At 68.8% G+C, this 23,424-nt stretch carries 24 protein-coding genes and 1 tRNA gene; 12 read left to right on the top strand and 13 right to left on the bottom strand.

From position 1 onward, the window contains the following. The 5 genes from FNM00_RS08700 to FNM00_RS08720 are packed head-to-tail and all read left to right on the top strand — an operon-like array spanning position 1 to position 6,122. Positions 1–990 carry an ABC transporter permease gene (locus FNM00_RS08700; RefSeq protein WP_143913043.1) on the top strand — a complete coding sequence of 330 codons (990 nt, stop codon included), beginning with the start codon at positions 1–3 and terminating at the stop codon, positions 988–990. Further along, the gene (locus tag FNM00_RS08705; RefSeq protein WP_143913044.1) at positions 987–1,820 is read left to right on the top strand and encodes an ABC transporter permease; all 834 of its coding nucleotides are present in this window, start codon (positions 987–989) and stop codon (positions 1,818–1,820) included. The genes FNM00_RS08700 and FNM00_RS08705 overlap by 4 nt, the downstream gene beginning before the upstream one ends. Further along, complete coding sequence (locus FNM00_RS08710) at positions 1,820–3,535, top strand: dipeptide ABC transporter ATP-binding protein (protein ID WP_143913045.1); 1,716 nt, start codon at positions 1,820–1,822, stop codon at positions 3,533–3,535. The genes FNM00_RS08705 and FNM00_RS08710 overlap by 1 nt, the downstream gene beginning before the upstream one ends. Continuing rightward, on the top strand, positions 3,532–5,523 hold the full coding sequence (locus FNM00_RS08715) for a CocE/NonD family hydrolase (protein WP_143913046.1): 1,992 nt from the start codon (positions 3,532–3,534) through the stop codon (positions 5,521–5,523). The genes FNM00_RS08710 and FNM00_RS08715 overlap by 4 nt, the downstream gene beginning before the upstream one ends. After that, positions 5,520–6,122 carry a TetR/AcrR family transcriptional regulator gene (locus FNM00_RS08720; protein ID WP_143913047.1) on the top strand — a complete coding sequence of 201 codons (603 nt, stop codon included), beginning with the start codon at positions 5,520–5,522 and terminating at the stop codon, positions 6,120–6,122. Before FNM00_RS08715 ends, FNM00_RS08720 begins: the two co-directional genes overlap by 4 nt. Here FNM00_RS08720 and FNM00_RS08725 read toward each other — a convergent pair. The 7 genes from FNM00_RS08725 to FNM00_RS08755 all read right to left on the bottom strand — a co-directional run bounded on the left by FNM00_RS08725 (position 6,096) and on the right by FNM00_RS08755 (position 10,654). Continuing rightward, positions 6,096–6,698 carry a 1-acyl-sn-glycerol-3-phosphate acyltransferase gene (locus tag FNM00_RS08725; protein WP_143913048.1) on the bottom strand — a complete coding sequence of 201 codons (603 nt, stop codon included), beginning with the start codon at positions 6,696–6,698 and terminating at the stop codon, positions 6,096–6,098. The two genes, FNM00_RS08720 and FNM00_RS08725, sit on opposite strands and share 27 nt — an antisense overlap. 28 nt (positions 6,699–6,726) lie before the next feature. Next, the gene (locus tag FNM00_RS08730; protein ID WP_246065127.1) at positions 6,727–7,296 is read right to left on the bottom strand and encodes a Uma2 family endonuclease; all 570 of its coding nucleotides are present in this window, start codon (positions 7,294–7,296) and stop codon (positions 6,727–6,729) included. A gap of 151 nt (positions 7,297–7,447) precedes the next feature. Then, entirely contained in the window at positions 7,448–8,248 is an 801-nt protein-coding gene (locus tag FNM00_RS08735; protein WP_143913050.1) for a type III pantothenate kinase, read from the bottom strand. 18 nt (positions 8,249–8,266) lie between these two features. Continuing rightward, positions 8,267–8,698: an aspartate 1-decarboxylase gene (gene panD / locus FNM00_RS08740; RefSeq protein ID WP_143913051.1), complete on the bottom strand. Its 432-nt coding sequence runs from the start codon at positions 8,696–8,698 to the stop codon at positions 8,267–8,269. 2 nt (positions 8,699–8,700) lie between these two features. Beyond that, positions 8,701–9,534, bottom strand: a complete 834-nt coding sequence (gene panC / locus FNM00_RS08745) for a pantoate--beta-alanine ligase (protein ID WP_143913052.1) — start codon at positions 9,532–9,534, stop codon at positions 8,701–8,703. Beyond that, positions 9,531–10,385: a Rossmann-like and DUF2520 domain-containing protein gene (locus FNM00_RS19535; RefSeq protein ID WP_143913053.1), complete on the bottom strand. Its 855-nt coding sequence runs from the start codon at positions 10,383–10,385 to the stop codon at positions 9,531–9,533. The genes panC and FNM00_RS19535 overlap by 4 nt, the downstream gene beginning before the upstream one ends. A gap of 196 nt (positions 10,386–10,581) precedes the next feature. Continuing rightward, positions 10,582–10,654, bottom strand: a tRNA-Lys gene (locus tag FNM00_RS08755). A 112-nt stretch (positions 10,655–10,766) separates the two neighbouring features. Here FNM00_RS08755 and FNM00_RS08760 point away from each other — a divergent pair. The 3 genes from FNM00_RS08760 to FNM00_RS08770 all read left to right on the top strand — a co-directional run bounded on the left by FNM00_RS08760 (position 10,767) and on the right by FNM00_RS08770 (position 12,892). Then, a complete protein-coding gene (locus tag FNM00_RS08760) occupies positions 10,767–11,756 on the top strand; it encodes an NAD(P)H-dependent flavin oxidoreductase (protein WP_143913054.1) in 990 nt (329 codons plus the stop codon). 217 nt (positions 11,757–11,973) lie between these two features. Further along, positions 11,974–12,537, top strand: coding sequence for a Dps family protein (locus FNM00_RS08765; RefSeq protein WP_143913055.1), 564 nt, complete (start codon positions 11,974–11,976; stop codon positions 12,535–12,537). A gap of 4 nt (positions 12,538–12,541) precedes the next feature. Further along, positions 12,542–12,892 (top strand): TraR/DksA family transcriptional regulator, encoded by a 351-nt coding sequence (locus FNM00_RS08770; protein WP_185973058.1) that lies wholly within the window; start codon positions 12,542–12,544, stop codon positions 12,890–12,892. A 219-nt stretch (positions 12,893–13,111) separates the two neighbouring features. Here FNM00_RS08770 and FNM00_RS08775 read toward each other — a convergent pair whose 3' ends face one another. The 3 genes from FNM00_RS08775 to FNM00_RS08785 form a co-directional block, all read right to left on the bottom strand. Further along, positions 13,112–13,408 (bottom strand): WhiB family transcriptional regulator, encoded by a 297-nt coding sequence (locus FNM00_RS08775; RefSeq protein ID WP_143913057.1) that lies wholly within the window; start codon positions 13,406–13,408, stop codon positions 13,112–13,114. Positions 13,409–13,651: 243 nt separating this feature from the next. Next, positions 13,652–14,227, bottom strand: a complete 576-nt coding sequence (locus FNM00_RS08780) for a dienelactone hydrolase family protein (protein WP_143913058.1) — start codon at positions 14,225–14,227, stop codon at positions 13,652–13,654. A gap of 36 nt (positions 14,228–14,263) precedes the next feature. Further along, the gene (locus FNM00_RS08785) at positions 14,264–14,749 is read right to left on the bottom strand and encodes a MarR family transcriptional regulator (protein WP_185973059.1); all 486 of its coding nucleotides are present in this window, start codon (positions 14,747–14,749) and stop codon (positions 14,264–14,266) included. Positions 14,750–14,773: 24 nt separating this feature from the next. On the opposite strand from FNM00_RS08785, the gene FNM00_RS08790 reads away from it, so the two are divergent. Further along, positions 14,774–16,846, top strand: a complete 2,073-nt coding sequence (locus FNM00_RS08790; RefSeq protein WP_143913060.1) for an MMPL family transporter — start codon at positions 14,774–14,776, stop codon at positions 16,844–16,846. 304 nt (positions 16,847–17,150) lie between these two features. Further along, positions 17,151–18,212: a Glu/Leu/Phe/Val family dehydrogenase gene (locus tag FNM00_RS08795; protein WP_221933651.1), complete on the top strand. Its 1,062-nt coding sequence runs from the start codon at positions 17,151–17,153 to the stop codon at positions 18,210–18,212. A gap of 19 nt (positions 18,213–18,231) precedes the next feature. Here the strand turns inward: FNM00_RS08795 and FNM00_RS08800 are convergent, their stop codons facing one another. The 3 genes from FNM00_RS08800 to purF form a co-directional block, all read right to left on the bottom strand. Then, complete coding sequence (locus FNM00_RS08800) at positions 18,232–18,408, bottom strand: DUF3073 domain-containing protein (protein ID WP_143913062.1); 177 nt, start codon at positions 18,406–18,408, stop codon at positions 18,232–18,234. A 111-nt stretch (positions 18,409–18,519) separates the two neighbouring features. Then, the gene (gene purM, locus FNM00_RS08805) at positions 18,520–19,578 is read right to left on the bottom strand and encodes a phosphoribosylformylglycinamidine cyclo-ligase (protein WP_143913063.1); all 1,059 of its coding nucleotides are present in this window, start codon (positions 19,576–19,578) and stop codon (positions 18,520–18,522) included. Between the two features lie 76 nt (positions 19,579–19,654). Continuing rightward, complete coding sequence (gene purF, locus FNM00_RS08810; protein WP_143913064.1) at positions 19,655–21,145, bottom strand: amidophosphoribosyltransferase; 1,491 nt, start codon at positions 21,143–21,145, stop codon at positions 19,655–19,657. 155 nt (positions 21,146–21,300) lie between these two features. Here purF and FNM00_RS08815 point away from each other — a divergent pair, with 155 nt between their 5' ends. Both FNM00_RS08815 and FNM00_RS08820 read left to right on the top strand, forming a co-directional pair. Beyond that, the gene (locus FNM00_RS08815) at positions 21,301–22,869 is read left to right on the top strand and encodes a long-chain-fatty-acid--CoA ligase (protein WP_143913065.1); all 1,569 of its coding nucleotides are present in this window, start codon (positions 21,301–21,303) and stop codon (positions 22,867–22,869) included. Between the two features lie 72 nt (positions 22,870–22,941). Beyond that, entirely contained in the window at positions 22,942–23,397 is a 456-nt protein-coding gene (locus tag FNM00_RS08820) for an SRPBCC family protein (RefSeq protein WP_143913066.1), read from the top strand. The last annotated feature ends 27 nt before the right edge of the window (positions 23,398–23,424 follow it).

The following is a 23,424-nucleotide window of genomic DNA, read 5'->3' on the forward strand; positions in this document are numbered from 1 at the left end:
GTGGCTCGACTCATCGGCACCCGGCTCGCGACGAGCGTCATCACCCTGTTCCTCGCCGCCTTCTTCGTCTTCTTCGCCGTGCAGGCCCTGCCCGGTGACGTCGCGCAGCAGCTGCTTGGCCAGAACGCCACCGAGGAGGCCGTCGCCACGATGCGCGAACAGCTCGGCCTCGACGCGAACGTGTGGGTGCGTTTCGCCGAGTGGCTGGGAGGCGCCGTCACCGGCGACTTCGGCACGTCGCTGGTCTCCGGCGAGTCCGTGTCCGGCACCCTCTGGACCGCCTTCTCCCACACCCTGCTCATCGCCGTGCCCGCGATCGTGGTCGGCATCGGCCTGTCCCTCGTCCTCGGCGTGTGGGCCGGGTCGCGGCGCGGCACGTCGACGGACTCTGGCATCTCGCTCATCGCGCTGGTCGCGATGAGCATCCCCGAGTTCGTCGTGGCCACGGTCCTGATCCTGCTGTTCGCGATCATCGCGCCGATCTTCCCCGCCGTCGTGCTCGGAGGACCGGATGCATCGCTCAGCGAGCTGCTCCCCGCGATCGTGCTGCCGGCGATCACCCTGGTGATCGCGATGGCCGCCTACATCATCCGCGCGATGCGATCCTCGACGATCGACGGACTCGCCACCGAGTACGCGACGACGGCCGAGCTCAAAGGCCTGACCCGACGGCGCGTGCTCTGGCGCCACGTCGCGCCCAGCGCGATCCTGCCCGTCCTCCCCGTCATCTCGATCAATGTGGCCTGGCTGCTGGGCGGCGTCGTCGTGGTCGAGTCGGTGTTCAACTACCCCGGCCTCGGCAAGCTGATGATCGACTCGGTCTCCACCCGCGACCTGCCGATCCTCCAGGCCATCGCCGTACTGAGCGCACTCGTCTACGTCACCGTCAACCTCATCGCCGATCTGCTGGCGCTGGCCGCCGACCCGCGCCAGCGGACCCTGCACAGCTCGCGCCGCAGATCCCGGCCCGCGAAGGAGGCGTCCGCATGATCCGCCTCCGCGATCTGACCGTCGGCACCCGCATCGGGTTGTCACTGGTCGGCCTGACCATCCTCATCGCCATCCTCGCCCCGTGGCTCGCGCCCTACGATCCGATCGCCACCAATGCCGACAACGCCCTCGCCGGATCGAGTTGGAGCCACTGGCTCGGCACCGATCAGTACGGACGCGACGTCCTGTCGCGGACGATCGAGGGCGGACGATTCGCGCTACTCGTGTCGCTGCTGGCGACGACGGTGGCCGTCGTGGTCGGCACGCTCATCGGCGCGATCGCCGCCTACTACGGCCGTTGGGTCGACGCCGCCACCACGCGTGTGCTCGATGCGGTGCTCGCCGTGCCTGCGGTGCTCGCCCTGCTGCTGATCGTCTCGGTGTTCGGTAACAGCCTCTGGGTGTTGGTGCTGGCGATCTCGGTGGTCTACGTGCCGGCCGTCGCTCGCGTCGTGCGCGGCGCGACCCGTCCCGTGCTCTCCACCGGCTACGTCACGGCGGCCCGTGCCCGCGGTGAACGCTCGCTGCCGATCATCCGGCGCGAGGTCCTGCCCAATATCCTCGACACGATCCTGGTGGAGTTCGCGATGCGCGCCTCCTGGGTCGTTCTGCTCGTCTCGACCCTGTCCTTCCTCGGATTCGGCGTGAACCCGCCCACCCCCGACTGGGGCCTGATGATCCAGGAGAACCGCACCGCGCTCACCGTGGCGCCAGCGGGCACCCTCGCCCCGATCGTGACCCTGTCGCTGCTCGTGGTGGGGCTGAACCTCGCCGCGGACGGCCTGGGCAAGTACCTGGGCGTCGACCGCGCCCGTCGAGGAGTGATCTGATGACCAGCTCGACCGTCGCCGCGGTGCGCGGCCTCTGTGTCTCCTACGATGCCGGCGATCAGCGGGTCACCGTGGCGGAGGACATCGACTTCGAGCTGACCCGCGGCCGGACCCTCGGCTTGGTCGGGGAGTCCGGCAGCGGCAAGTCTACCGTCGCCCGCACGCTCCTGGGACACCTCCGGGACGGATCGCGTGTCGATGCCGGCACCGTCACGGTGTTCGAGGACGATGTCTTCGCGCTCGCTTCCGCGCCCCTGCGGCAGCTGCGAGGCGGCACCGTCGCTCTGGTGGCGCAGAACGCCGGCCACGCACTCACTCCGTCGATGCGGATCGGCGCGCAGCTCCGCGAGACCCTCGACGCCCACGGCCTACCGAGCGGCGACGATCGACTGGTCGAGCTGCTCGATCTCGTACGGCTTCCGTCACCGAATGCCCTGATCGATCGCTACCCGCACGAGCTGTCTGGCGGTCAGCAGCAGCGTGTGGCGATCGCGATGGCCGTCGCCACCGACCCCAAGATCCTCGTGCTCGACGAGCCGACGACGGCATTGGACGTAATCACCCAGGCGGCGGTTCTGGCGCTGGTGAACGAGCTGCGCGAGCGGCTGGGCATGGCGGTGCTGATCGTCAGTCACGACCTCGGCGTCGTGTCGGCGGTGGCCGATGACGTGCTCGTGATGCGACTCGGCCGGGAGGTCGAGCACGGGCCCACCCAGGAGGTGTTGAGCAGGCCGCGCGAGGACTACACCCGCGAGCTCATCGCCGCAGCACCCCGGGTCCATGGTGTCGACATCCTCGTACGAGAAGACCCCGATGCCGATGTCGTCGTGCGATGCCGCGATGTCGATATCCGCTATCCGCGCGCGCCGAAGCTCGCGGTCAGCGGTTTCGATGTGGAGATCCTCCGTGGCGAGACGGTTGCCGTGGTCGGCGAGTCCGGCAGCGGCAAGTCCACCGTCGCCTCGGCCCTCGCGGGACTCGCCGATGTCGAGCGCGGTGAGGCCGCTCTCTGGTCCTCTGATGGCGCCCGGCACGATCTGCTCGGTGCCGCCGCACGACGTCCGGTCGATGTCCGCCGCTCGGTCCAGCTGATCTTCCAGAACGCCGATCTGGCGCTCAATCCGCGTCGCACTATCGGCGACGCGATCGCGCGTCCGCTGAAGGTGTTCGGGCGAGCCTCCCGGGCCGAGATGCCCGCGGCGGTGGATCGCCTGCTGACCGAGGTCGGCCTGGGCCCGGAGTTCGCGCGACGTGTCCCCGCCCAGCTGTCGGGCGGCCAGCGACAGCGCGTCGGCATCGCCCGCGCGCTGGCCGCCGAGCCGACGCTGCTCATCGCCGACGAGATCACCACCGCACTCGATGTCTCGGTCCAGGCCGAGGTGCTGGCGCTGTTGGACCACCTGCGCGCGAACCGGGGACTGTCGTGCCTGTTCATCAGCCACGATCTGGCCGTCGTCCGCAGCGTCGCGGACCGGATCGTCGTGATGAAAGACGGCAGGATCGTCGAGTCGGCGCCCACCGCGGTCCTGTTCGAGCAGCCCCGTCACCCGTACACCCGGTCGCTGCTGGAGGCCGTGGTCGAACCGGGCCACACCGAGCTGCCGGGCAGCGATGCCGACCACCGCGCCACCACCCTCGATCCCGATGCGCCGCTCGTCGATGTCGGCAACGGCCACCGGGTCCGCGACGACGAAGGAGCACTGACCACTCGATGACCCTGGTCGACATCGACCCCAGCACGATCGACGTCCGCGACCTGTGGATCCCGATGCCGGACGGTGCACGACTCCGCGCGCGGGCCTGGCTGCCCGTAGGGGCGGAGGAGCAGCCGGTACCGGCGCTGCTGGAGTACCTGCCGTACCGGCTCGACGACTGGACCTCGGTCCGCGACAGCGAGCGGCATCCGTACTACGCCGCGCACGGGTACGCCTCGATCCGCGTCGACGTGCGCGGGGCCGGCGGCTCGGACGGCCTCTTCGAGGACGAGTACTCCCCCGCTGAGCTCGACGACGGTGTCGAGGTGATCCGGTGGCTGGCAAACCAGCCGTGGTGCGACGGCGGTGTCGGCATGTTCGGGATCTCGTGGGGCGGCTTCAACTCGCTCCAACTGGCCGAGCGCGCACCTGAACCGCTGAAGGCCATCGTCACCGTCTGCTCCACCGATGACCGCTACGACAACGACGTGCACTACATGGGCGGCGCATTGCTGGCGATCGATATGTCCGCGTGGGCGGGGACCATGTTGGCCTTCGCCTCGCGCCCGCCGCTGCCCGACGTCGTGGGCGAGCGCTGGGTCGAACAGTGGCGCGAGCGGCTCGAGCAGCAGCGCCCCCTCGGTCCGATCTGGCTCGCCCATCAGGAACGCGACGAGTACTGGCGGCGTGGTAGCGCGTGCGAGAACTACGCCGGCATCGAGGCGGCGGTGCTGGCGGTCGGCGGGTGGAATGACCCGTACCGCGACACGGTGTTACGTCTGCTGGAGAATCTCGTCGCCCCGGCCAAGGGCATCGTCGGCCCGTGGTCGCACCAGTACCCCGACCGGGGCCTCGCGCCCGGCCCGTCGATCGGTTTTCTGCAGGAGACGCTGCGCTGGTGGGATCGCTGGTTGAAGGGGGCCGACACCGGGGTGGAGAGCGACCCGGATCTGCAGGCCTGGATCAACGATCCCGAGCCGCCCGCGCCGTATGTAGGGCACAAGGAGGGACGCTGGGTCGGTGTGCCCTGGCCAGGTGAGGCTCCCGCCTACGAGACCGGGCTCGGCGACGGGCGGGCCCTGGTGCGCTCGCCGTGGTCGACCGGCCAGGACGCTGGGCGGTTCTTCCCCTTCGGCAACGACGCCGACCTGCCGCCCGACCAGCGCGCCGAGGACGGCCGCTCGCTGAGCATCGATCTGCGTGTGGACGAGCCTCTGGAGCTACTGGGCAAACCGGTGGCGCGGCTGCGGCTCCGCTCGACCCACGATCGCGGACACGTGATCGTGCGGCTCTGCGATGTGTCGCCCGACGGATCCTCGACACTCGTGACACGCGGTGTGCTCAATCTGCTCAAGCGCGACGGCATGGATCGCGTCGATCCGCTCACTCCCGGTGAGGACGTCGACGTGGAGGTGCCGCTCGTCGCGGCGGGCTACCGGTTCGAGCCCGGCCATCGGCTGCGCATCGCCCTCAGCAACCACTACTGGCCGTGGATCTGGCCGCATGCCGTCGACGACACCCTCGACCTCGACCTCGCCGCGAGCTCCGTCGCCCTTCCGCTCGTCGATCCGAGCGCCATCCCGGTGGGCTTCGCCGAGCCCGAGCACGCCCGGCCGATCCCGATCGGCACGCCGGAAGGAGCGCCCGCGGCCCGGCCGCCGCGAGTCGTGCGGCATGACGTCGCCACCGGCGAGACGGTGCTGGAGGTCGACCCCGGCTACGGCGGCACGCGCCGCTATCCGACCGGCTTGGACTTCCTGGAGTGGACAGAAGAGGTGTACCGCATCCGCGAGGGCGATCCGACCTCTCCGACGACGGAGGCGCGCTGGCGCATCGACTTGTCCCATCAGGGCTGGAGCGCATCGGTGGAGACGACCTCGATCATCACCTGCGATACGGATGCGTTCCACCTCGAGAACACCGTCCGAGCGGTCGCCGAACGCGACGGCACGCGCGAGACGGTCGGCGAGTTCGCCTATCGTGACCGTGTGCCCAGGACCTCGGTGTGAGACAACGGCTCTCGCCGACGGAGCGGCGCGCGCAGATCGTCGAGGCGGCCCACGCCGTCATCGTCCAGGAGGGTCTCGCGGCGACATCGTTACGCGATATCGCCGCGGCGGCCGAGGTGTCGATGGGCACGGTCACCTACCACTTCACCGGCGTCGACGAGATCCTCGGAGCGGTCGTGGTGACGGAGGCCGACCGCTTCTACGAGGAGGTCGTCGCCGCCGCCGATGCCGAACCCGATCCTTGGGCCGCCTTGGAGCTGCTCGTCGCCTCGATCTTCGACGAGTCGCCTCGCGTCGAGGCGCATTGGCGGATCTGGTCGGAGTACTGGACCGTGGCGACGCGGCGCCCAGAGCTGGCGGAGCCCTATGCCACGCGGATCCGCCACTGGGAGCAGTGCTGCGCGCGCGTCATCGCCCGGGGCGTCGAGTCCGGGGTCTTCCGAACGGTAGTGCCCGCTGAAACCGCCTTGAAGCTCGCGGCCTACTCAGATGGACTGGGCACGCAACGCGCCCAGGGCGTGCCCGGACTCGATGCCGCCACGGCCCGTTCCTGGATGACCGAGGTCGTCCGGCTACTGCTGGAACCCATCGGGCGCTGACGGAGCGTCCGCCTCCTCGGCCAGCGCGACGCGCCCGGTGTTCGCGGGCCGGACACCGACCATGCCCGTGTAGAACGCGCGGATGCGATCCATGTCGGCGCGGACGTCTCCGCTGAGCCGGAAGGTCGGCCCGAGACCCGTCGTGCCGGTGGTGCGATCGACATAGGCCAGCGTGACAGGGAGATCGGTGGCGCGCGCGATCCGGTAGAAGCCGGACTTCCAGCGGTCCACGGGCCCACGGGTGCCTTCGGGCGTGATGACCAGGTGGAAGCTCTCGCCGTCGTGATGGCGTTCGATGAGCTCCTCGACGAGCCCCGCCGGATCGCGGCGGTCGACGGGGATGCCGCCGAAGGCCCGCATCAGCGGCCCCATCGGTCCGGCGAAGAGCTCCCGCTTGCCGAGGAACCGCAGCGTCAGCCCGTTGCGCCAGGCGACGGCGACCATGAGCACGAAGTCCCAGTTGGAGGTGTGCGGTGCGGCGACCATGATGCCGGACGCCTCAGGGACCGACTCCGAACGGTACTTCCACCGCGAGACGGTCCAGTACAGCCGGGCCACGGCTCGCCGAAGGATCACTCCGCGAGCATAGAGGACACATGGACCGTCACTGGCCGAAGAGGGTATCGAGGTCGATCGCGACGGTGCCGTGGTCACCGACCGAGACCTCACCCGTGCGCTGCTCACCGCCCAGCTCCAGCGCGGTCTCCCACGCGGTCACGTCAGTCTCACGCGAGGCGCGCAGCACGGTCAGCTCCTCGTGCTCCGGATCGACGACCCAGTACTGACCGATCCCCGCGGTCAGGTACTCGCCGGTCTTGCGCAACTGATCTTCACGACGCGTCGCGGGCGAGAGGATCTCCGCGACGATGACAGGAGCGTCGGTCGCCCACACCGGGTCCTCCGGCAGCTCACGCATCACGGTCACATCGGGAATCCGATAGCGCCGTTCGGCGGTACGCACGGCCACCTCCTGGACCGCTACGAGACCAGGCAGAGCGTATTTGAACCGTTCACGGAGCTCGGCGACGATGTACTGATGCCGCACCGCGGGAGGCGGGTTCACGAGGGCGACTCCGTGGATCCACTCGGCACGGACCTCCTCGGGCAGCGCCTCCCACTCCTCGAAGGACATCGGGACCCGCTGCAGCGCCTCACTCGGCCACTCGAACGCCATGCTCGCCACGCCCACGACTCCTCTATCCAGCACCGACACATCCAGACTCCTTCCATTCTGACCACCCACGAGTGTTCTGGCGAGTCCGATCCTCTCGCTGGACACCGACATCCGTCCCCGGCTGTCCACAGGCGAGTCGAGTGCCGCGGGCTCAGGCGTCGCGGTTCTTCTCGTGGACGAGGCGCAGACCGATCAGCGTCAGGTCCTCCTCGCGCGTGGTGAGGGTCTGGCAGTGCCCGGCGATGGCCTCGCTGAAGGTGCCGGTCGCCACCACGGTGACGTCCTCGGGTTCGGCGTCGATCGCGTCGATCATCTGGTCGACCAGTCCGTCGACGAGTCCGGCGAAACCGTAGACGGCGCCCGCCTGGATCGCCTCCACCGTGTTCTTGCCGATCACGCCCCGCGGCTCGGCGACCTCCACGGACCGCAGCTGGGCCCCGCGCTGGGCGAGCGCTTCCAGGGACACCTCGACTCCGGGGGCGATCGCCCCACCGAGGTAACGACCTCGCCCGTCGACGACGTCGACGATGGTGGCCGTGCCGTTCAGGTCGACGATGATCGCCGGCCCGCCGTAGAGATGGATCGCCGCGAGCGCATTGACGATTCGGTCCGTGCCCACCTCGCGCGGATTGTCGGTGTGGATGGCCACGCCCGTGCGCACCCCGGGCCCCACGACCCACACCGGCACGTGGTCGAAGTAGCGATCGAGCATGCCGCGCACCTCGACCCCGATGGAGGGCACGGTGCAGCACATGCTGACGGCCTCGATATCGTCATCGGCGAAACCGGCGGCCCGCACGAAGCCGTGCGCCACCAGATACCACTCATCGGCAGTGCGGGTGGCGTCCGAGGAGATGGTCCAGCGTCCGCGCAGCGCGGGCTGACCGTCGACATCGTCCCAGACGCCGATGACCGACAGCCGGTTGCCGACATCGAGACAGAGCAGGCTCATCTCACGCCCTCATCTGGCTCAGTGCGCGACCAGCGGGTTGTCGATGATGTCGCCGCGGAGGAGTCCCGTGCCGGGCAGCGCCTCGGCCGGATCGGAACCCGTGCCGATGATGCGGTTGTCGGCATCGACGAAGACGACGCTCGGTGAGAACTCGCGAGCCTCGGCGTCCTCCATCTGCGCGTAGGCGATGAGGATGACGAGATCGCCGGGGTGCACGAGCCGGGCGGCGGCGCCGTTGATGCCGATGACTCCCGAGCCGCGCTCGCCGGCGATCGTGTAGGTCTCCAGGCGCGCACCGTTGTCGATATCGACGATGTGCACGAGCTCGCCCGGCAGGATATTCGAGGCGTCCAGCAGATCCTGGTCGACCGTGACGGAGCCGACGTAGTGCAGGTCGGCCTGTGTGACGGTGGCGCGGTGGATCTTGGACTTCATCATGGTGCGCAGCATGGTCAGTTTCCTCCGAGGTTCAGGGCGATGTTGTCGAGGAGCCGGGGCCGGCCGACGCGCGCGGCCACCAGCAAGCGGGCTTCGCGGCCGGGGACCGGCTCGGCGAGATCGGGATCGGTGAGTTCGAGGTAATCGGGCGTGATGCCGTGCTCGTCGAGGACGGCGCGGGCCGCCGCGAGGACGGCAGTGCCGCCCTCCCTGCCGGACGCGGCACCGGCCCGGAGCGCGGCGTTGATCGCACCGGCGAGCTGACGCTCATCGGCCTCGAGGTAACGGTTGCGCGAACTCATGGCGAGACCATCGGCCTCGCGGACCGTCGGGCAGCCGACGACCTCCACACCGAGGCACAACTCGCGGGCCATGAGCCGGATCAGCGTCAGCTGCTGATAGTCCTTCTCCCCGAAGACCGCCACATCCGGCCCCACCAAGCCGAACAGCTTGGCGACCACCGTGAGCACTCCGCGAAAGTGCGTGGGCCGCTGGGCGCCCTCGAGGATCTGTCCGAGTGGGCCGGCATCGACGCTCACGGTGGCGTCGAGCCCATCGGGATACATGACGTCGACCGTGGGCGCGAAGACGATGTCGACACCGGCCTCGGCGCAACGCTCCAGATCGGCGTCGAAGGTGCGCGGGTAAGCATCGAAGTCCTCGCCGGGAGCGAACTGAGTGGGGTTGACGAAGATCGAGACGACGAGCGTCTGGGCGAGCGGACGTGCGTGCTTCATCAGCTGCACGTGGCCGTCGTGCAGCGCGCCCATCGTGGGCACGAGGGCGATGGTGCCCTCGGTCGCGGCACGCAGCTCCTCGCGCGTGCGGACCACCAGCGGCCCGGTCATCGCACGGTCTCCTCGCCGAGGACTTCGCGCAGACGGCGAGCGGGTTCGGCGTCGATGCGGCCGGTGACCTGGGCACGCTCGGCCGTCGCCTCGGCCAGCGCACGATAGGTGCGACGGGTGTCCTCGCCGAGTGCTCCGAGGTGCGCGTGGACCGTGTCGACATCGCCGCGCGCGACCGGCCCGGTGAGCGCGGCGTCGCCGTAGGCGAGGGTGTTGTCGAGGGCGGCGGTCAGCAGCGGTCGCAGCACGCTCGCGGGATCGTCCGCGCCGATTCCGCGCAGGACGTCCATCGCCTGCGTGACCAGGGTGGTGAGGTGGTTGGCGCCGTGGGCGAGCGCCGCGTGATAGGCGACGCGGTCGGCTTCGGCGATCCACATCGGGGTGCCGCCGAGGTCCGCGACGAGAGCGGCGATCGTCTCGCGATCGTCGTCGGCTGCGGTCAGTCCGAACACGCAGGACCGATCGAGGTCGATCTCGGTGCCGGTGAAGGTCATCGCGGGGTGCACGGCCGCCGTGCGGGCACCCTGGTCGGCGAACGGCGCCAGGACGGCACGACCGTGACGACCGCTGGTGTGCACCACGTACTGTCCCGGCCGGGATGCTGGAGCGAGCTGCTCGGCCACCTCGGCGAGTGAGTCGTCGGGGACCGCCAACACGAGGACGTCGGCTTCCGTCGCGAGCTGTACCGGGGCGAGGACGGGAACATCGCCGAGCAGGGTGGCGATGCGAAGACGCGTGGCATCGGAACGTCCGCTGACACCGACGATCTCATGACCGGCGGCACGGAGACGGGCGGCGAGGACGGCACCGACACGGCCGGCCCCGACCACGCCCACACGGGAGCGTTGCATAGCTGATTGCCTTTCGTTCCAGTCCTCGGTGAGGTACCAGACAAAGTGACGTAGTCAGTGTACTCGTGATTCCGTCACGGCCGTAGGCCCCGTGGGATTGTCCCGTTCGCCGTGCCGGGGACTGATGATGACGCGTTACGGCGGCCCTAGCGGCCACTACGCATCGCCATCCGTCCTCGCCCAGATATTCAGCGAGTGGGCCCCGTGGGACTCGAACCCACAACCCGCGGATTAAAAGTCCGCTGCTCTGCCCATTGAGCTAGAGGCCCGCGCTCAGCGCGGACACCAGTCTGCCACCCGCCCCCGCCACCGGGACGGTAGGCCTCACCCGCCTAGGCTGTCGGCGCGAGACCGCTCTCGCCCGTCGCCCCAGGAGGACCCATGGCCCTGCCCGATATCCTGCGCCGCCCGCTGACGCTCCCGGTCGTCGCCTCTCCGATGTTCATCGCATCGGGACCCGAGCTGGTGAGCGCTCAGTGTCAGGCGGGAGTGATCGGCGCGTTCCCCGCGCTCAACGCCCGCCCGGCGAGCTTGCTGAACGAGTGGCTCCACCAGATCAGCGAGTCGAATGCCAAGTTCTCCGCCGCGCACCCCGAGCGACCGGTCGCGCCCTTCGCCGTCAATCAGATCGTCCACCGCTCCAATAACCGCCTCGACGAGGACATGGCGACGATCATCGAGCACCAGGTGCCGATCGTCATCACCTCGCTCGGCGCCCGCGAAGAGGTCAACGAGGCCGTCCACTCCTATGGCGGCATCGTGCTCCACGACATCATCAACGACCGCTTCGCGCGGAAGGCGATCGAGAAGGGCGCCGACGGCGTCATCGCCGTCGCGGCCGGCGCGGGTGGCCACGCCGGCACACAGTCGCCCTTCGCGCTCGTGCAGGAGATCCGCTCCTGGTTCGACGGACCGCTGCTGCTGTCCGGCGCGATGGCCCACGGCCGCTCGATCCTGGCGGCACTCGCCGCGGGCGCCGATTTCGCCTATGTCGGCTCGGCCTTCCTCGCCACCCGCGAGGCCAATGTGGTCGACGACTACAAGCAGATGATCGTCGAGTCCAGCGCGGCGGACATCGTCTACTCCAACCTGTTCACCGGCGTCCATGGCAACTACCTGCGCGGCAGCATCACCGCGGCAGGGCTCGATCCGGAAGATCTCGCGACATCGGACCCCTCGGCGATGAGCTTCGGCTCGTCGGACGACAGCTCCTCCCCGTCCAAGGCGTGGCGGGACATCTGGGGCTCCGGCCAGGGCATCGGCAGCGTCGATGCCGTCGTGAGCGTCGACGAGCTGGTAGGCCGGCTGGCACGCGAGTACAGCGAGGCCCGTGAGGCCCTCGACACCCGCCTCCGCGAGTTCACCTCCTGATCGACCACCCCGCCACCCGTTGAGTATGGGGGCACCTCTCACACTCAACGGGTGGTCGAGCTCCTCCGCTTGCATCCGGGCACGGCTCTGCCAGAGTGGGAAGTGCACAAGTTGTGAACAACTTTCACGCCCCGCAGCCGGCTACCCCGGCCGCCGGCGTGAGCGACAGGTCCCCGGCCCACCGTCCGGGATCTGCCACCACTGGAGAGGAGACAGGATGCCCACCCCGCGCTACACGATTCCCGGACTCACCCTCGCCGAAGGCGAGAAGGTCGCCGCGATCCTGCAGGATCGCCTCAATGCGCTCAACGATCTCGCACTCACTCTCAAACACGTCCACTGGAACGTCGTCGGACCGCACTTCATCGCCGTCCACGAGATGATCGACCCGCATGTGGTCGAGGTCCGCGACGCGGTCGACGAGACCGCGGAGCGCATCGCCACCCTGGGCGTCGCGCCCAAGGGAACACCGTCGGCCATCGTCGAGGGACGGACGTGGAACGACTATTCCCTCGATCGCGCCACCACGAACGAGCATCTGGGAGCACTCGACGAGGTCTACATCGGCGTCATCGAGGATCATCGCAAGGCCCAGGCAGCGGTGGCCGATATCGACCCGATGACCGAGGACATGATCATCGCGCAGACCCAGCAGCTCGAGCTGTTCCACTGGTTCATCCGCGCGCACCTGGAGAACACCGGTGGTCAGCTCTCGACGGCGGATGCCACCAGCGAGGAGTCCGCGGCCGCGGCCGCCTCCGAAGGCGCGAAGGAAGCGTGAGGCGATGAACCAGCAGCACCTGGACACGCTCCGCACGGCGCTCACCACGAGCCAGAATCAGCTCACCGCAGAGCTGGAGTCGTTGCAACAGCTGTCCGTCGTCACCTCAGCCGAGGGACGCGAACTGGTCGACGAGGTCGATCGTGCCTTCGCGGCGGAATCTATGGCGGAGAACAACAGCCGCGCCGAGCAGATCCAGCTGCTGCTCGACAACACCGCCCGCGCCTTGGAGCTCATGAGCACCGAGGGCTACGGCCAGTGCCAGGACTGCAGCGAGGGCATCCCGATCGAGCGGCTCCAGGCGCTCCCTCGGGCGACTCGCTGTGTCCCCTGCGCCACCCGCCTCGCGGCCTGATGCGCATCGAGGATCCTCGCCGGGGTCGCGTCCTTCCCTCGAAGGTCTCGACTCCGGCGACATCCGCCGTGAAGGCCCACGCGTCGCCGGCTCGTCCTCTCGCACCTCCCCACGCGGCACCGGCTACCGAGCGCACCGTGTAGCACGAGGGAGGGCCCGGGACGAACAGTGTTCGTCCCGGGCCCTCCGTCGTTGCGGGCGATGAACCCCGCGACACCGTCAGGCTGCGGTCTCCCCGACCGAGCGTCCCGCCATCAGCTCCTCGCGCTCGCGCACCGTCATGCCGCCCCACACGCCATACGGCTCACGGACCGACAAGGCGTGCTGCAGGCAGGCGTCCACCACGGGGCACCGCGCGCAGTAGGACTTGGCGGCCGCCTCGCGAGCATCGCGCTTGGCCCCCCTCTCACGCTCCGGCGAAAAGAACTGCTCGACGTCGACATCGCGGCACGCGCCCTCGTACTGCCAGTCGTAGGACTCCTGGATCGGCATCGGAAGTCGAGTCAGGTTCGCCATGGAGAGCTCCTTGGTGCGTCGCGGGTACAGAAGATGAGCGTACTGTGAAGAACTTGTTCAAAACCTACTCACATCTGAACAAGTTGGCAAATCACCTCTTCACCCCTCCATGCCGCGCCCGGCCGGGAAAGCCCGGCCAAAGCCTGTCTTTCAAGCAAAAAGCCCGTCCATCATATGAGATGACGGACGGGCTCCCGGCGTTCACCTGGCGATCTAAACTTGTTCACGCCTGGACCAACTCACTCAACCCGCTGTTCGCGCGAACTCCAGGGCCCGCTCCAGAAGGGACGCCGCAGCGGCCTCGTCGTAGTCGGAGAGACTGCTGTCGGCGAAGAGGTGCTCGCTGCCCGGATAGAGGAACAGCTCCGCCTCGCGGGCCTGCGCGACCAGCTCTCGCGCCGCCTCGAGATCGGCGCCGATGAACTCGGCATCGTTGTTCATCGCGTGGATCTGCACCGGGACGCCCTCGGGCCACCGGTCGCCGAACTCGGCGACCGGTGCGCAGGCGTACATCAGCAACGCACCACGCGCTCCGGACCGCGTCTGTGCCAGCAACTGGGCCGGAAGGACACCTAGCGAGAAGCCGGCGTAGACCAGCTCCTGGGGCAACTCCTGCACAGCGGCGACCCCGCGGGCGATCACCTCGGCGAAACCGATCTGCTGAACATAGGCCAGACCGGCCTCGAGCGAGTCGAAGCGCCACCCCTCGAACAGGTCCGGCGCGTGCACCACGTGCCCCGCCTCCCGAAGACTCTCGGCGAAGGACTCGATACCGGGAGTCAGTCCCTGAACATGGTGGAAGACGACGAGCTCGGCCATACCTTCACGGTAGAGCCGCGCGGCGCGTGCCGCAGATCACTCGGAGCCAGCGGACCCCGAGCCCATACCCATGTCGTCGATCGTCTGCCGGGCTGCCGCCAGAAAACGGCCGACCACGGCGATCTCCGCGTCCTCGAAATCGTCCATCATCGCCATCATCGCCTCCGCGAGCGGAAGGAACATGGAGCGCGCCTCGGCTCCGGCGGAGGCCGTCATGGTCACGTTGACCCGGCGGCGGTCGTCGACGGCGTGCGTCCGATCCACATGCCCCGCTCGCTCGAGACGGTCGAGGAGGGTGGTCGTCGCGGAGGGACTGAGTGACAACGCCCGCGCGATCTCCGAGGGGCTCATGGCAGCTCCGCCCGCTTCATCGAGTGCGTGCAGCGCCTGTAGGTCGGAGCGGTGCAGACCCCGGGACGATCCCTCGCGATCGATGAATCGCAGCGCCGCGGCCGACAGGCCTTGCACGCCTCGCACCACCTCGTATCGCGCCTGGACGGACGGGTCACTGTGCGGATTCACGTTCAGCAGTCTACTCTTTCCATCGTGGAACATTTCGATCAGCGAAATAAATCCTTCCCGCTCGCTCACATGGTGGGCCGAGGCCGCTCCGTCGCGGTGCTCCTCATCGGGCTGGTCGTCGCCGGTGCCATCATGGCATTCGCACCGGATCCCACCACCGGCTCAGAGGCGGGATCGAATCTTCCCGACGACGCCGAGTCGGCCCTGGCCGAGGAGGCTCTCGCGCAGCTCCCCGAATCCGGAGACGCCCCCGCCTTCGTGGTCTACGCCAGCGAGGACCCGCTGACCGAACAGGACCTGGCCGCCATCGCCGAGCGCGGCAGCGATCTCGCGCGGGAACTGGACGTCGAGGTCAGCCCACCGATCCCCTCCTCCGACGGCACCGTCGCCCTGCAAGCCGTTCCCGTCCCCACCGGACTGTCCTCGACCGACAACGACGCCATCGTCAGCACCATCCGTGACACGGCCTCGGCCGATCTCCCCGAGGGCGTCTCGGCACAGGTCACGGGAGCGCCCGCGGTCTTCGCCGACCTCGGCGCGGTCTTCGACGGCGCCGACGCCCGCCTGCTCATCGCCACCGCCTCGGTGGTCGCCGTGCTGTTGATCGTGACCTACCGCAGTCCCTGGCTCTGGATCGTGCCCCTCGCCGTCATCGGCATCGGCGACCGCGTGGCAGCGAAGGTCGTCGACACCTTCTCCGCCTGGTTCGACTTCCCCGTCGACGGATCGACCACCGGCATCACCTCGGTCCTCGTCTTCGGCGCCGGCACCAACTACGCGCTCTTGCTGATCGCCCGCTATCGCGAGGAGCTCAGACGCCACGAGTCTCGCCACGAGGCGATGCGCGATGCCGTCAGCGCGGCGTCGCCCGCCATCCTGTCGAGCTCGGGCACCGTCATCCTCGGGCTCCTGGCGCTGCTGGTCGCCGATTCGCCCTTCGTGAGCCGTATCGGCATGTCCGGCGCCATCGGCATCGCGGTCGCGGTCGCCTTCGCCCTCGTGGTTCTACCCGCCGCGATGACGATCCCCGGCCGCTGGCTGTTCTGGCCCTTCGTGCCCCGCCACGGCGACGAGGACCCGAGCCATCGTGGCTGGTGGTTCCGCGTGGGACGGTTCGTGACGGCCAGGCCCTGGCCGGTGCTCGTGGTCTCCCTGACCCTCCTCATCGCCATGGCCTCGGGCGTGCTGTCGCTGCGTACCGGGCTCGGCCAGGACGAGCAGTTCCTCGACACCCCCGAGTCCATCACGGCGCAGAAGACCCTCAGCGCAGCCTTCCCCGCCGGCACGTCCTCGCCCACCCGTATCGCCACCAGCGAGGACAAGATCGAAGCCGTCGTGGCCGCCGCGCAACAGACCGCAGGCGTCGAGAGCGCCACGCCCGGTCAGAGCACGAGCGATGTCGCCGAGGTGACCGTCATCATCGAGGCCGAACCGGAGTCGGACGACGCGATCGACGAGATCCGCGCCCTCCGCAGCGCCGTTCACGATGTCGACCCCGACGCGCTCGTCGGCGGTCCGGACGCCCAAGCGCTCGACGAGCGCACCGCCGCCAGCCACGACCGCGCCCTCATCATCCCCATCGTGCTCGTCATCGTGCTGGCGATGCTGCTCATCGTGCTGCGCTCTATCGTGGCCGCGCTGCTCCTCAGCACCTCGACCGTCCTGTCCTATCTTTCCGCCCTCGGCGTCGGGTGGTGGCTCTTCGACGGGGTCTTCGGATGGTCGGCCACGGATGTCTCGACACCGCTGCTGGCCTTCATCTTCCTCGTCGCCCTCGGCGTGGACTACAACATCTTCCTGACGGTGCGAGCCCGAGAAGAGATGCGCGCGACGGGCGACTCCACCGGGTCGATCGTCACCGCCCTGGCCGTTACCGGCGGCGTCATCACGAGCGCCGGGATCCTGCTGGCCGCCGTGTTCACCGTGCTGGGGGTGCTTCCGCTCGTGCTGCTGGCCCAGCTCGGTGTGATCGTCGGTTTCGGCGTGCTGCTGGACACCGTCGTCGTCCGCAGCATCGTTACCCCGGCGCTCGTGCGGCTGTGCGGTCGCCGCTTCTGGTGGCCGAGCGCCCTCTCGCGACCGCGGCACGCGCGCTGAACCGGGCGGCACCGATCTTTCGCCACGTCGCCGGGCGGTGACCTACGCACCTCACGACCCGGTGGGCGGTGAGATAGACACCCCTCGCCACGCTCGAGACGTGCGTACCCCACCGCCCCCGTAGTCGAGACGTGCGTAGGTCACCGCTCGCGCGCCGGTGGGGTGGGCCGCCTGTCAGCGGGTCCGCTGTCGCCTGGCTGCACAGGTGACTACGATCACAGGGAGGCCCGCACCACCAGGCGGGTCACGGCGACATCGCACCACCCCCGCGGTATCGCACCGGAACGGACGAATGGAGAGCCCCATGACCGTGTCAGCCTTCGGCCACCGCCACGAGCAGGTCGTCTTCTGCCAGGACGAGCCCAGCGGGCTCAAGGCGATCATCGCCATCTACTCGACCGCCCTCGGTCCCGCATTGGGTGGGACCCGCTTCTACCCCTATGCCTCCGAGCAGGAGGCGATCGCCGATGTCCTGAACCTCAGTCAGGGCATGGCGTACAAGAACGCTCTCGCCGGACTCGACCTCGGTGGTGGCAAGGCGGTCATCATCGGCGATCCCCATCAGGTCAAGACCGAGACGCTGCTGCGCGCGTACGGACGGTTCGTCGAGACCCTGCACGGCCGCTATTACACCGCGTGCGATGTCGGCACCTTCAGCGCCGACATGGACGTCATCGCCCGCGAATGCCACTACGTCACCGGCCGTACCGTCGAGCACGGCGGTGCGGGAGACTCCTCGGTACTCACCGCCTACGGCGTGTACCAGGGCATGCGCGCCAGTGCGCAGCACGTCTGGGGAGACACCCGCCTGGCCGGCCGCACGATCGGCGTCACGGGGGTCGGCAAGGTCGGACGTCACCTCGTCCGCCATCTGATCGAAGAGGACGCGCACGTCATCGTGACCGATCTCGACACCGCCGCCATCGAAGCGCTGCGTGCCGACTACCCGATCGAGGTCGCCGAGTCCGACGCGGCCCTCATCGCCGGCGATCTCGACATCTACGCGCCGTGCGCACTCGGCGGCGCGCTGGACGACGACACCGTCGCCGAACTCTCCGCCTCGATCGTCTGCGGCGCCGCCAACAATCAGCTCGCCCACGAAGGGGTCGAGAAGCTGCTCGCGGACCGCGACATCACCTACGCGCCCGACTACTGCGTCAACGCCGGCGGAGTGATCCAGGTCGCCGACGAACTCGAGGGATTCGACTTCGACCGGGCGAAGTCCCGCGCGAGCAGGATCTTCGACACCACGATGGCGGTACTCGATCAAGCCGCCCGGGAGAACATCGCGCCCTCGATCGCCGCCGACCGGCTGGCCGAGGAACGCATGGCGCAGATCGGCCGGCTGGCTCAGATCAGAGTGTGAGGACGACGAGGCCGCGGCGTCACGACGCCGCGGGACCCTCGAACTTGTCGGCTAAGTCCGCGTACTGGTCGGGAATCGGATCGCCCGACTCGCCGTGGAGTTCGCGCTGCAGATCCTCCAAGTCCGGCTCGAAGGTACGGTACTTGAGATCGCGTGCAACCTTTGTCTGCTTGGCTTTTGCACGGCCGCGGCCCATAAGGCTCGACCCCCTCGCACAGGAATAGTCAATAAATCGTGACTCCACCCTAGCCAATGTCGACAAGAAATGTCGCACCGGGTCGCTATCGGCGCGTGTACGACCGGAATCTCAGGCGAAGACGACCTCGCCGCCGGCTCCGAAGGCTCCAGCGGCCCCCACCTCGCCCAACTGCCAGGCGTCGACCCCGTGCCGCGCGAGCAACGAGATCGCCTCATCGGAGACCTCCGCGGGCAGCACGGCCACCATGCCCACACCCATATTCAGCGCCTCATCGAGATGCTCGGTCGCGATGCCTCCGAGCTCTCCGACCACGGAGAACACCGCGGGCGGAGTCCACGACGAACGATCCAATCGCACCGACACCGAGGCGGGCACGACACGAGCCAGGTTCGCCGCGAGGCCGCCGCCGGTGATGTGACTCATCGCGTGCACCTCGACCGCGTCGGCGAGGGCGAGACAGGGCTTGGTGTAGAGGCGCGTCGGGGTGAGCAGCTCCTCGCCGAGGGTCTGCCCGAACTCGGGGACCTCGCGGTCCAGCTCCCACCCGGCGATGTCGAAGAAGACCCGGCGCACGAGCGAGTAGCCGTTCGAGTGCAGGCCCGAGGAGGCCATCGCGATGACGACATCGCCGTCGCGGACCCGGTCGGCGCCCAGCAGCCGATCGGCCTCGACGACGCCCGTGGTCGAGCCCGCCACATCGTACTCGTCGGGCCCGAGCAGACCGGGATGCTCAGCGGTCTCGCCGCCCACCAGCGCGGTGCCAGTCTCCGCGCAAGCCATCGCGATGCCCTTGACGATATCGGCGATGCGCTCGGGGACGACCTTGCCGCAGGCGATGTAGTCCGTCAGGAACAGCGGCTCGGCGCCGCACACCACGAGGTCGTCGACCAGCATGCCGACGAGATCGAAGCCGATCGTGTCGTGGCGGTCCATGCGCTGCGCGATAGCGACCTTGGTGCCGACGCCATCGGCCGAGGACGCCAGCAGCGGTCGGTCGTAGTCCTTCAGCGCCGAGGCGTCGAAGAGCCCGGCGAAGCCGCCGATGCCGCCGACCACTTCAGGTCGGGTGGCTTTGGCGACCCACTGCTTCATCAGCTCGACGGCGCGATCGCCCTCGGCGACCGATACCCCGGCGTCCGCGTAGGAGGTGGAACGTCCAGTCGTCATGCCGCCACCTGCCAGAAGAAGCCCACGATACGCAGGCGCCGGCATGAGATGTTCATTGTTCCCTCGCTTCGCTCGGTCATGAGGGCAGCACCTTCAGCTGAGTCGCGTCAGGGTTCTCGAGCAGGTGCTTGCCGATGAGATCGTCCTCGGGCAGCGGCACCGGGTAGATGCCGTCGAAGCAGGCACGGCAGAGATTATCCTTCGGCACGTCGGTGGCGGCGACGAGATCGTCGAGCTCGACGTAGGCGAGCGAGTCCGCGCCGATGGAGCGACGGATCTCGTCGACCGAGGCGCCATTGGCGATGAGCTCGGCCCGCGAGGCGAAGTCGATGCCGTAGAAGCACGGCCACTTGACCGGCGGGCTGGAGATGCGGACGTGCACCTCGGCCGCACCGAACTCGCGCAGCATCCGTACCAGGGCGCGCTGCGTGTTGCCGCGCACGATCGAGTCGTCGACCACGACGAGCCGCTTGCCGGCGATGACATCGCGCAACGGGTTGAGCTTGAGCCGGATGCCGAGCTGTCGAATGGTCTGCGAGGGCTGGATGAACGTGCGGCCCACATAGGAGTTCTTGACGAGCCCGTGGCCGAAGGGGATGCCGGACTCCTCGGCGTAGCCGATCGCCGCTGGCGTGCCCGACTCGGGAACCGGAATGACCAGGTCGGCCTCGACCGGGGCTGTCTGCGCGAGCTTGCGGCCGATACCCGAGCGCACGGTGAACACCCGGCGATCCGCGATCGTGGTGTCGGGACGCGCGAGGTAGACGTACTCGAAGATGCAGCCCTTCGGCTCGGCGGCGGCGAATCGTTCGCTGCGCACACCGTCGCCGTCGATCGCCACGAACTCGCCGGGCTCGATCTCGCGGATATAGGACGCGCCGACGATGTCCAGTGCCGCCGTCTCGCTGGCCACGACCCAGCCGCTGTCCAGACGCCCAAGGACGAGGGGACGGATGCCCTGCGGGTCACGTGCCGCGTAGAGCGTGCGCTCGTCCATGAAGACCAGCGAGAAGGCACCCCGCAGGCGCGGCAGGATCTCCAACGCGGCGTCCTCGACCGACCGGTCGGGGTAGGAGGCGAGGAGGCTGGCCATCACCGAGGTGTCACTCGTCGCGGCCTCCTTGGACTTCTGCCCCTCAGCCTCGAGCCGCTCCGTGAGGAACTCGGCTAGTTCGTGGGTGTTGGTCAGGTTGCCGTTGTGACCGAGTGCGACCGAGCCGGTAGCCGTGGGACGGAAGGTGGGCTGCGCGTTGTGCCACACGCTCGCCCCGGTGGTCGAGTAGCGCGCGTGTCCGATCGCGACCTCGCCCACCAGCGACTCCAAGGTGGCCTCGTCGAAGACCTGCGAGACGAGGCCCATGTCCTTGTAGACGAGGATCTGCCGGCCGTTGCTCACCGCGATGCCCGCGGACTCCTGGCCTCGGTGCTGCAACGCATACAGACCGAAATAGGTGAGCTTGGCGACTTCTTCACCCGGCGCCCAGACACCGAAGACGCCACAGGCATCTTGGGGTCCGACGTCCTGAGGGTCGATGTCGTGAGTGAGGCGACCGTCTCCACGAGGCACGAGAACCAGTCTACGGGCCCACCCGGCTCGGAAGCGAACTCCGGCCCCGTGCCCGGCCCCTCGCCCGGCAACTGGAACGCCTTCTCGACATCCGGACGGCGTCACCCCCACGGGTTAGTGTTGTGATCCACATCACCAAGCGACGGGAGCGCGCCATGCCCACGACCCTGTCCGATGCCACTCTGCTGCCGGAGTTCCTCGCCGCTCAGGCCGAGACCCGGCCGGATGCGACCTGCTGGATCTACGGCGACCGCACGTGGACCTGGGCCGAGGCGTGGCAGGAGGTCCGCCGCATCGCCGGCGCCTTGCGCGCGTCCGGTATCGGACATGGCGACCGAGTGGCCTTCGTCGACAAGAACAATCCGGCGATCCTCGAGGTCCTGCTCGGCGGGGCGCTCCTCGGCTCCGCGGTCGCGATCGTCAACTGGCGTCTCGCCCCCGATGAGATCGACTACACCGTCAACGACTCCGGTGCCCGCGTGCTGTTCGTCGGTCATGAGTTGGCCGACCAGGTCCTCGCGATGCGCGATCGCCTGACGACGGTGGAGCGCATCATCGTCGTCGGCGGCGAGGGCGACGAGTTCGAGGAGTGGGTCGCCGGGGCCGAGCCGGTGGACGCGCAGCCGGGAGTCTCGGCGGACGACACCGCGGTCGTCATGTACAGCTCCGGCACCACCGGCCGCCCCAAGGGCGTTCAGCTCAGCCATCGCAATCTCATCGAGCACACCCGCAATGCGATGGGCGACATCGCCTACGACCCCGATGCCGACATGATGCTCATCGCGATGCCGATGTTCCATGTGGGAGGCACCTCGTATGCGCTGTTCGGCGTGGCCACCGGCACTCCGGGGTACATCATCCGCGAGGTCGAGCCCGGGGCGCTGCTCGCCGCCGCGCAGGCGGGTGTGACACATGTGTTCCTGGTGCCCGCCGTCGTGGCCGGGCTCCTCAACGCCGGACCGGAGGCGATGAAGATCTTTCGCGGTCTCAAGCACTTCGTGTACGGCGCGGCGCCGATGCCCTTGCCGATCCTCCGCGGGGCGATCGAACACTGGCCGTCGACGCAGTTCCACCAGGTCTACGGACTCACCGAGCTCGCGGGCGTCATCACGATCCTCGACGACCAGGATCACCGCGACCCCGATCATCCCGAGCGGCTGCTGTCGGCCGGGAAGCCGGTCGCCAACGCCGAGGTGCGCGTCGTCGATCCGGCGAGCGGCGCCGATGTCCCCGTCGGCGAGCCCGGCGAACTCTGGTTCCGTAGCGCGCAGGCGACGACCGGCTACCTCGGCAAGCCCGAGGCGACCGCCGCGCTGCTCACCGAGGACGGTTGGCTGCGCACCGGCGATGTCGGTCGTGTCGACGAGCACGGTTTCGTCTTCGTCGACGATCGCGCCAAGGACATGATCATCACGGGCGGCGAGAACGTCTACTCGCCGGAGGTCGAGCGCGTGCTCGCCGAGCATCCGGCCGTCGCGGAGGCCGCCGTCATCGGCGTACCCGATGACACCTGGGGCGAGTCCGTCAAGGCCGTCGTGGCGCTGCTCCCCGATCAGCAGGCCACCGGCGAGGAGCTGATCGCCTTCACCCGTGATCGGCTCGCCGGCTACAAGACGCCCAAGAGCATCGACATCGTGGACGTGCTGCCGCGCAATCCGTCCGGCAAGATCCTCAAGCGCGACCTGCGCAAGCCTTTCTGGGCCGATCGGGACCGCCAGATCTGACCCTCGCACCCGTCCGGGAGCCCGCCCGCCGCGTCATCCTGCGCGGCGGGCGAGCTCGTGGTCAGATGAACCATGGACGGCAACACTGTGAGCGCCGAACGGGTCATCGCGGCGCCCGCACCGCGCATCTTCGCCCTGCTCTCCGATGCCGCCGCGCATCCTTTCTTCGACGGCTCTGGAACCGTTCGAGCCGTCCGCGGCACGTCCGAGCCGCTGCGCCTCGGGTCACGATTCGGCATGTCGATGAAGCGGGGTCTGCCCTATACGACGGTCAACACCGTCGTGATGTTCGAGCCCGACGAGGTGATCGCCTGGCAGACCACGGGCCTCGGCGGACTCATCGGCGGACGGATCTGGAAGTACGAGCTGGTGCCCGTCGAGGGCGGCACGCATGTCCGCGAGACGTGGGATATCGGCCAGGACAAGCAGCGCGTCTTCCTGCGTCGCGGCCAGATGCCCCGGTCGACGCGGAAGGCGATGCAGGCGACCCTCGACCGGATCGCGGCCCTCGTCGAGTCCCCGGCCTGACCCCAGGCCCGGGTTCCCGACACCGAT

Source organism: Aeromicrobium piscarium (assembly GCF_007421815.1).
In the GTDB taxonomy this organism is placed as follows: Bacteria; Actinomycetota; Actinomycetes; order Propionibacteriales; family Nocardioidaceae; genus Aeromicrobium; species Aeromicrobium piscarium.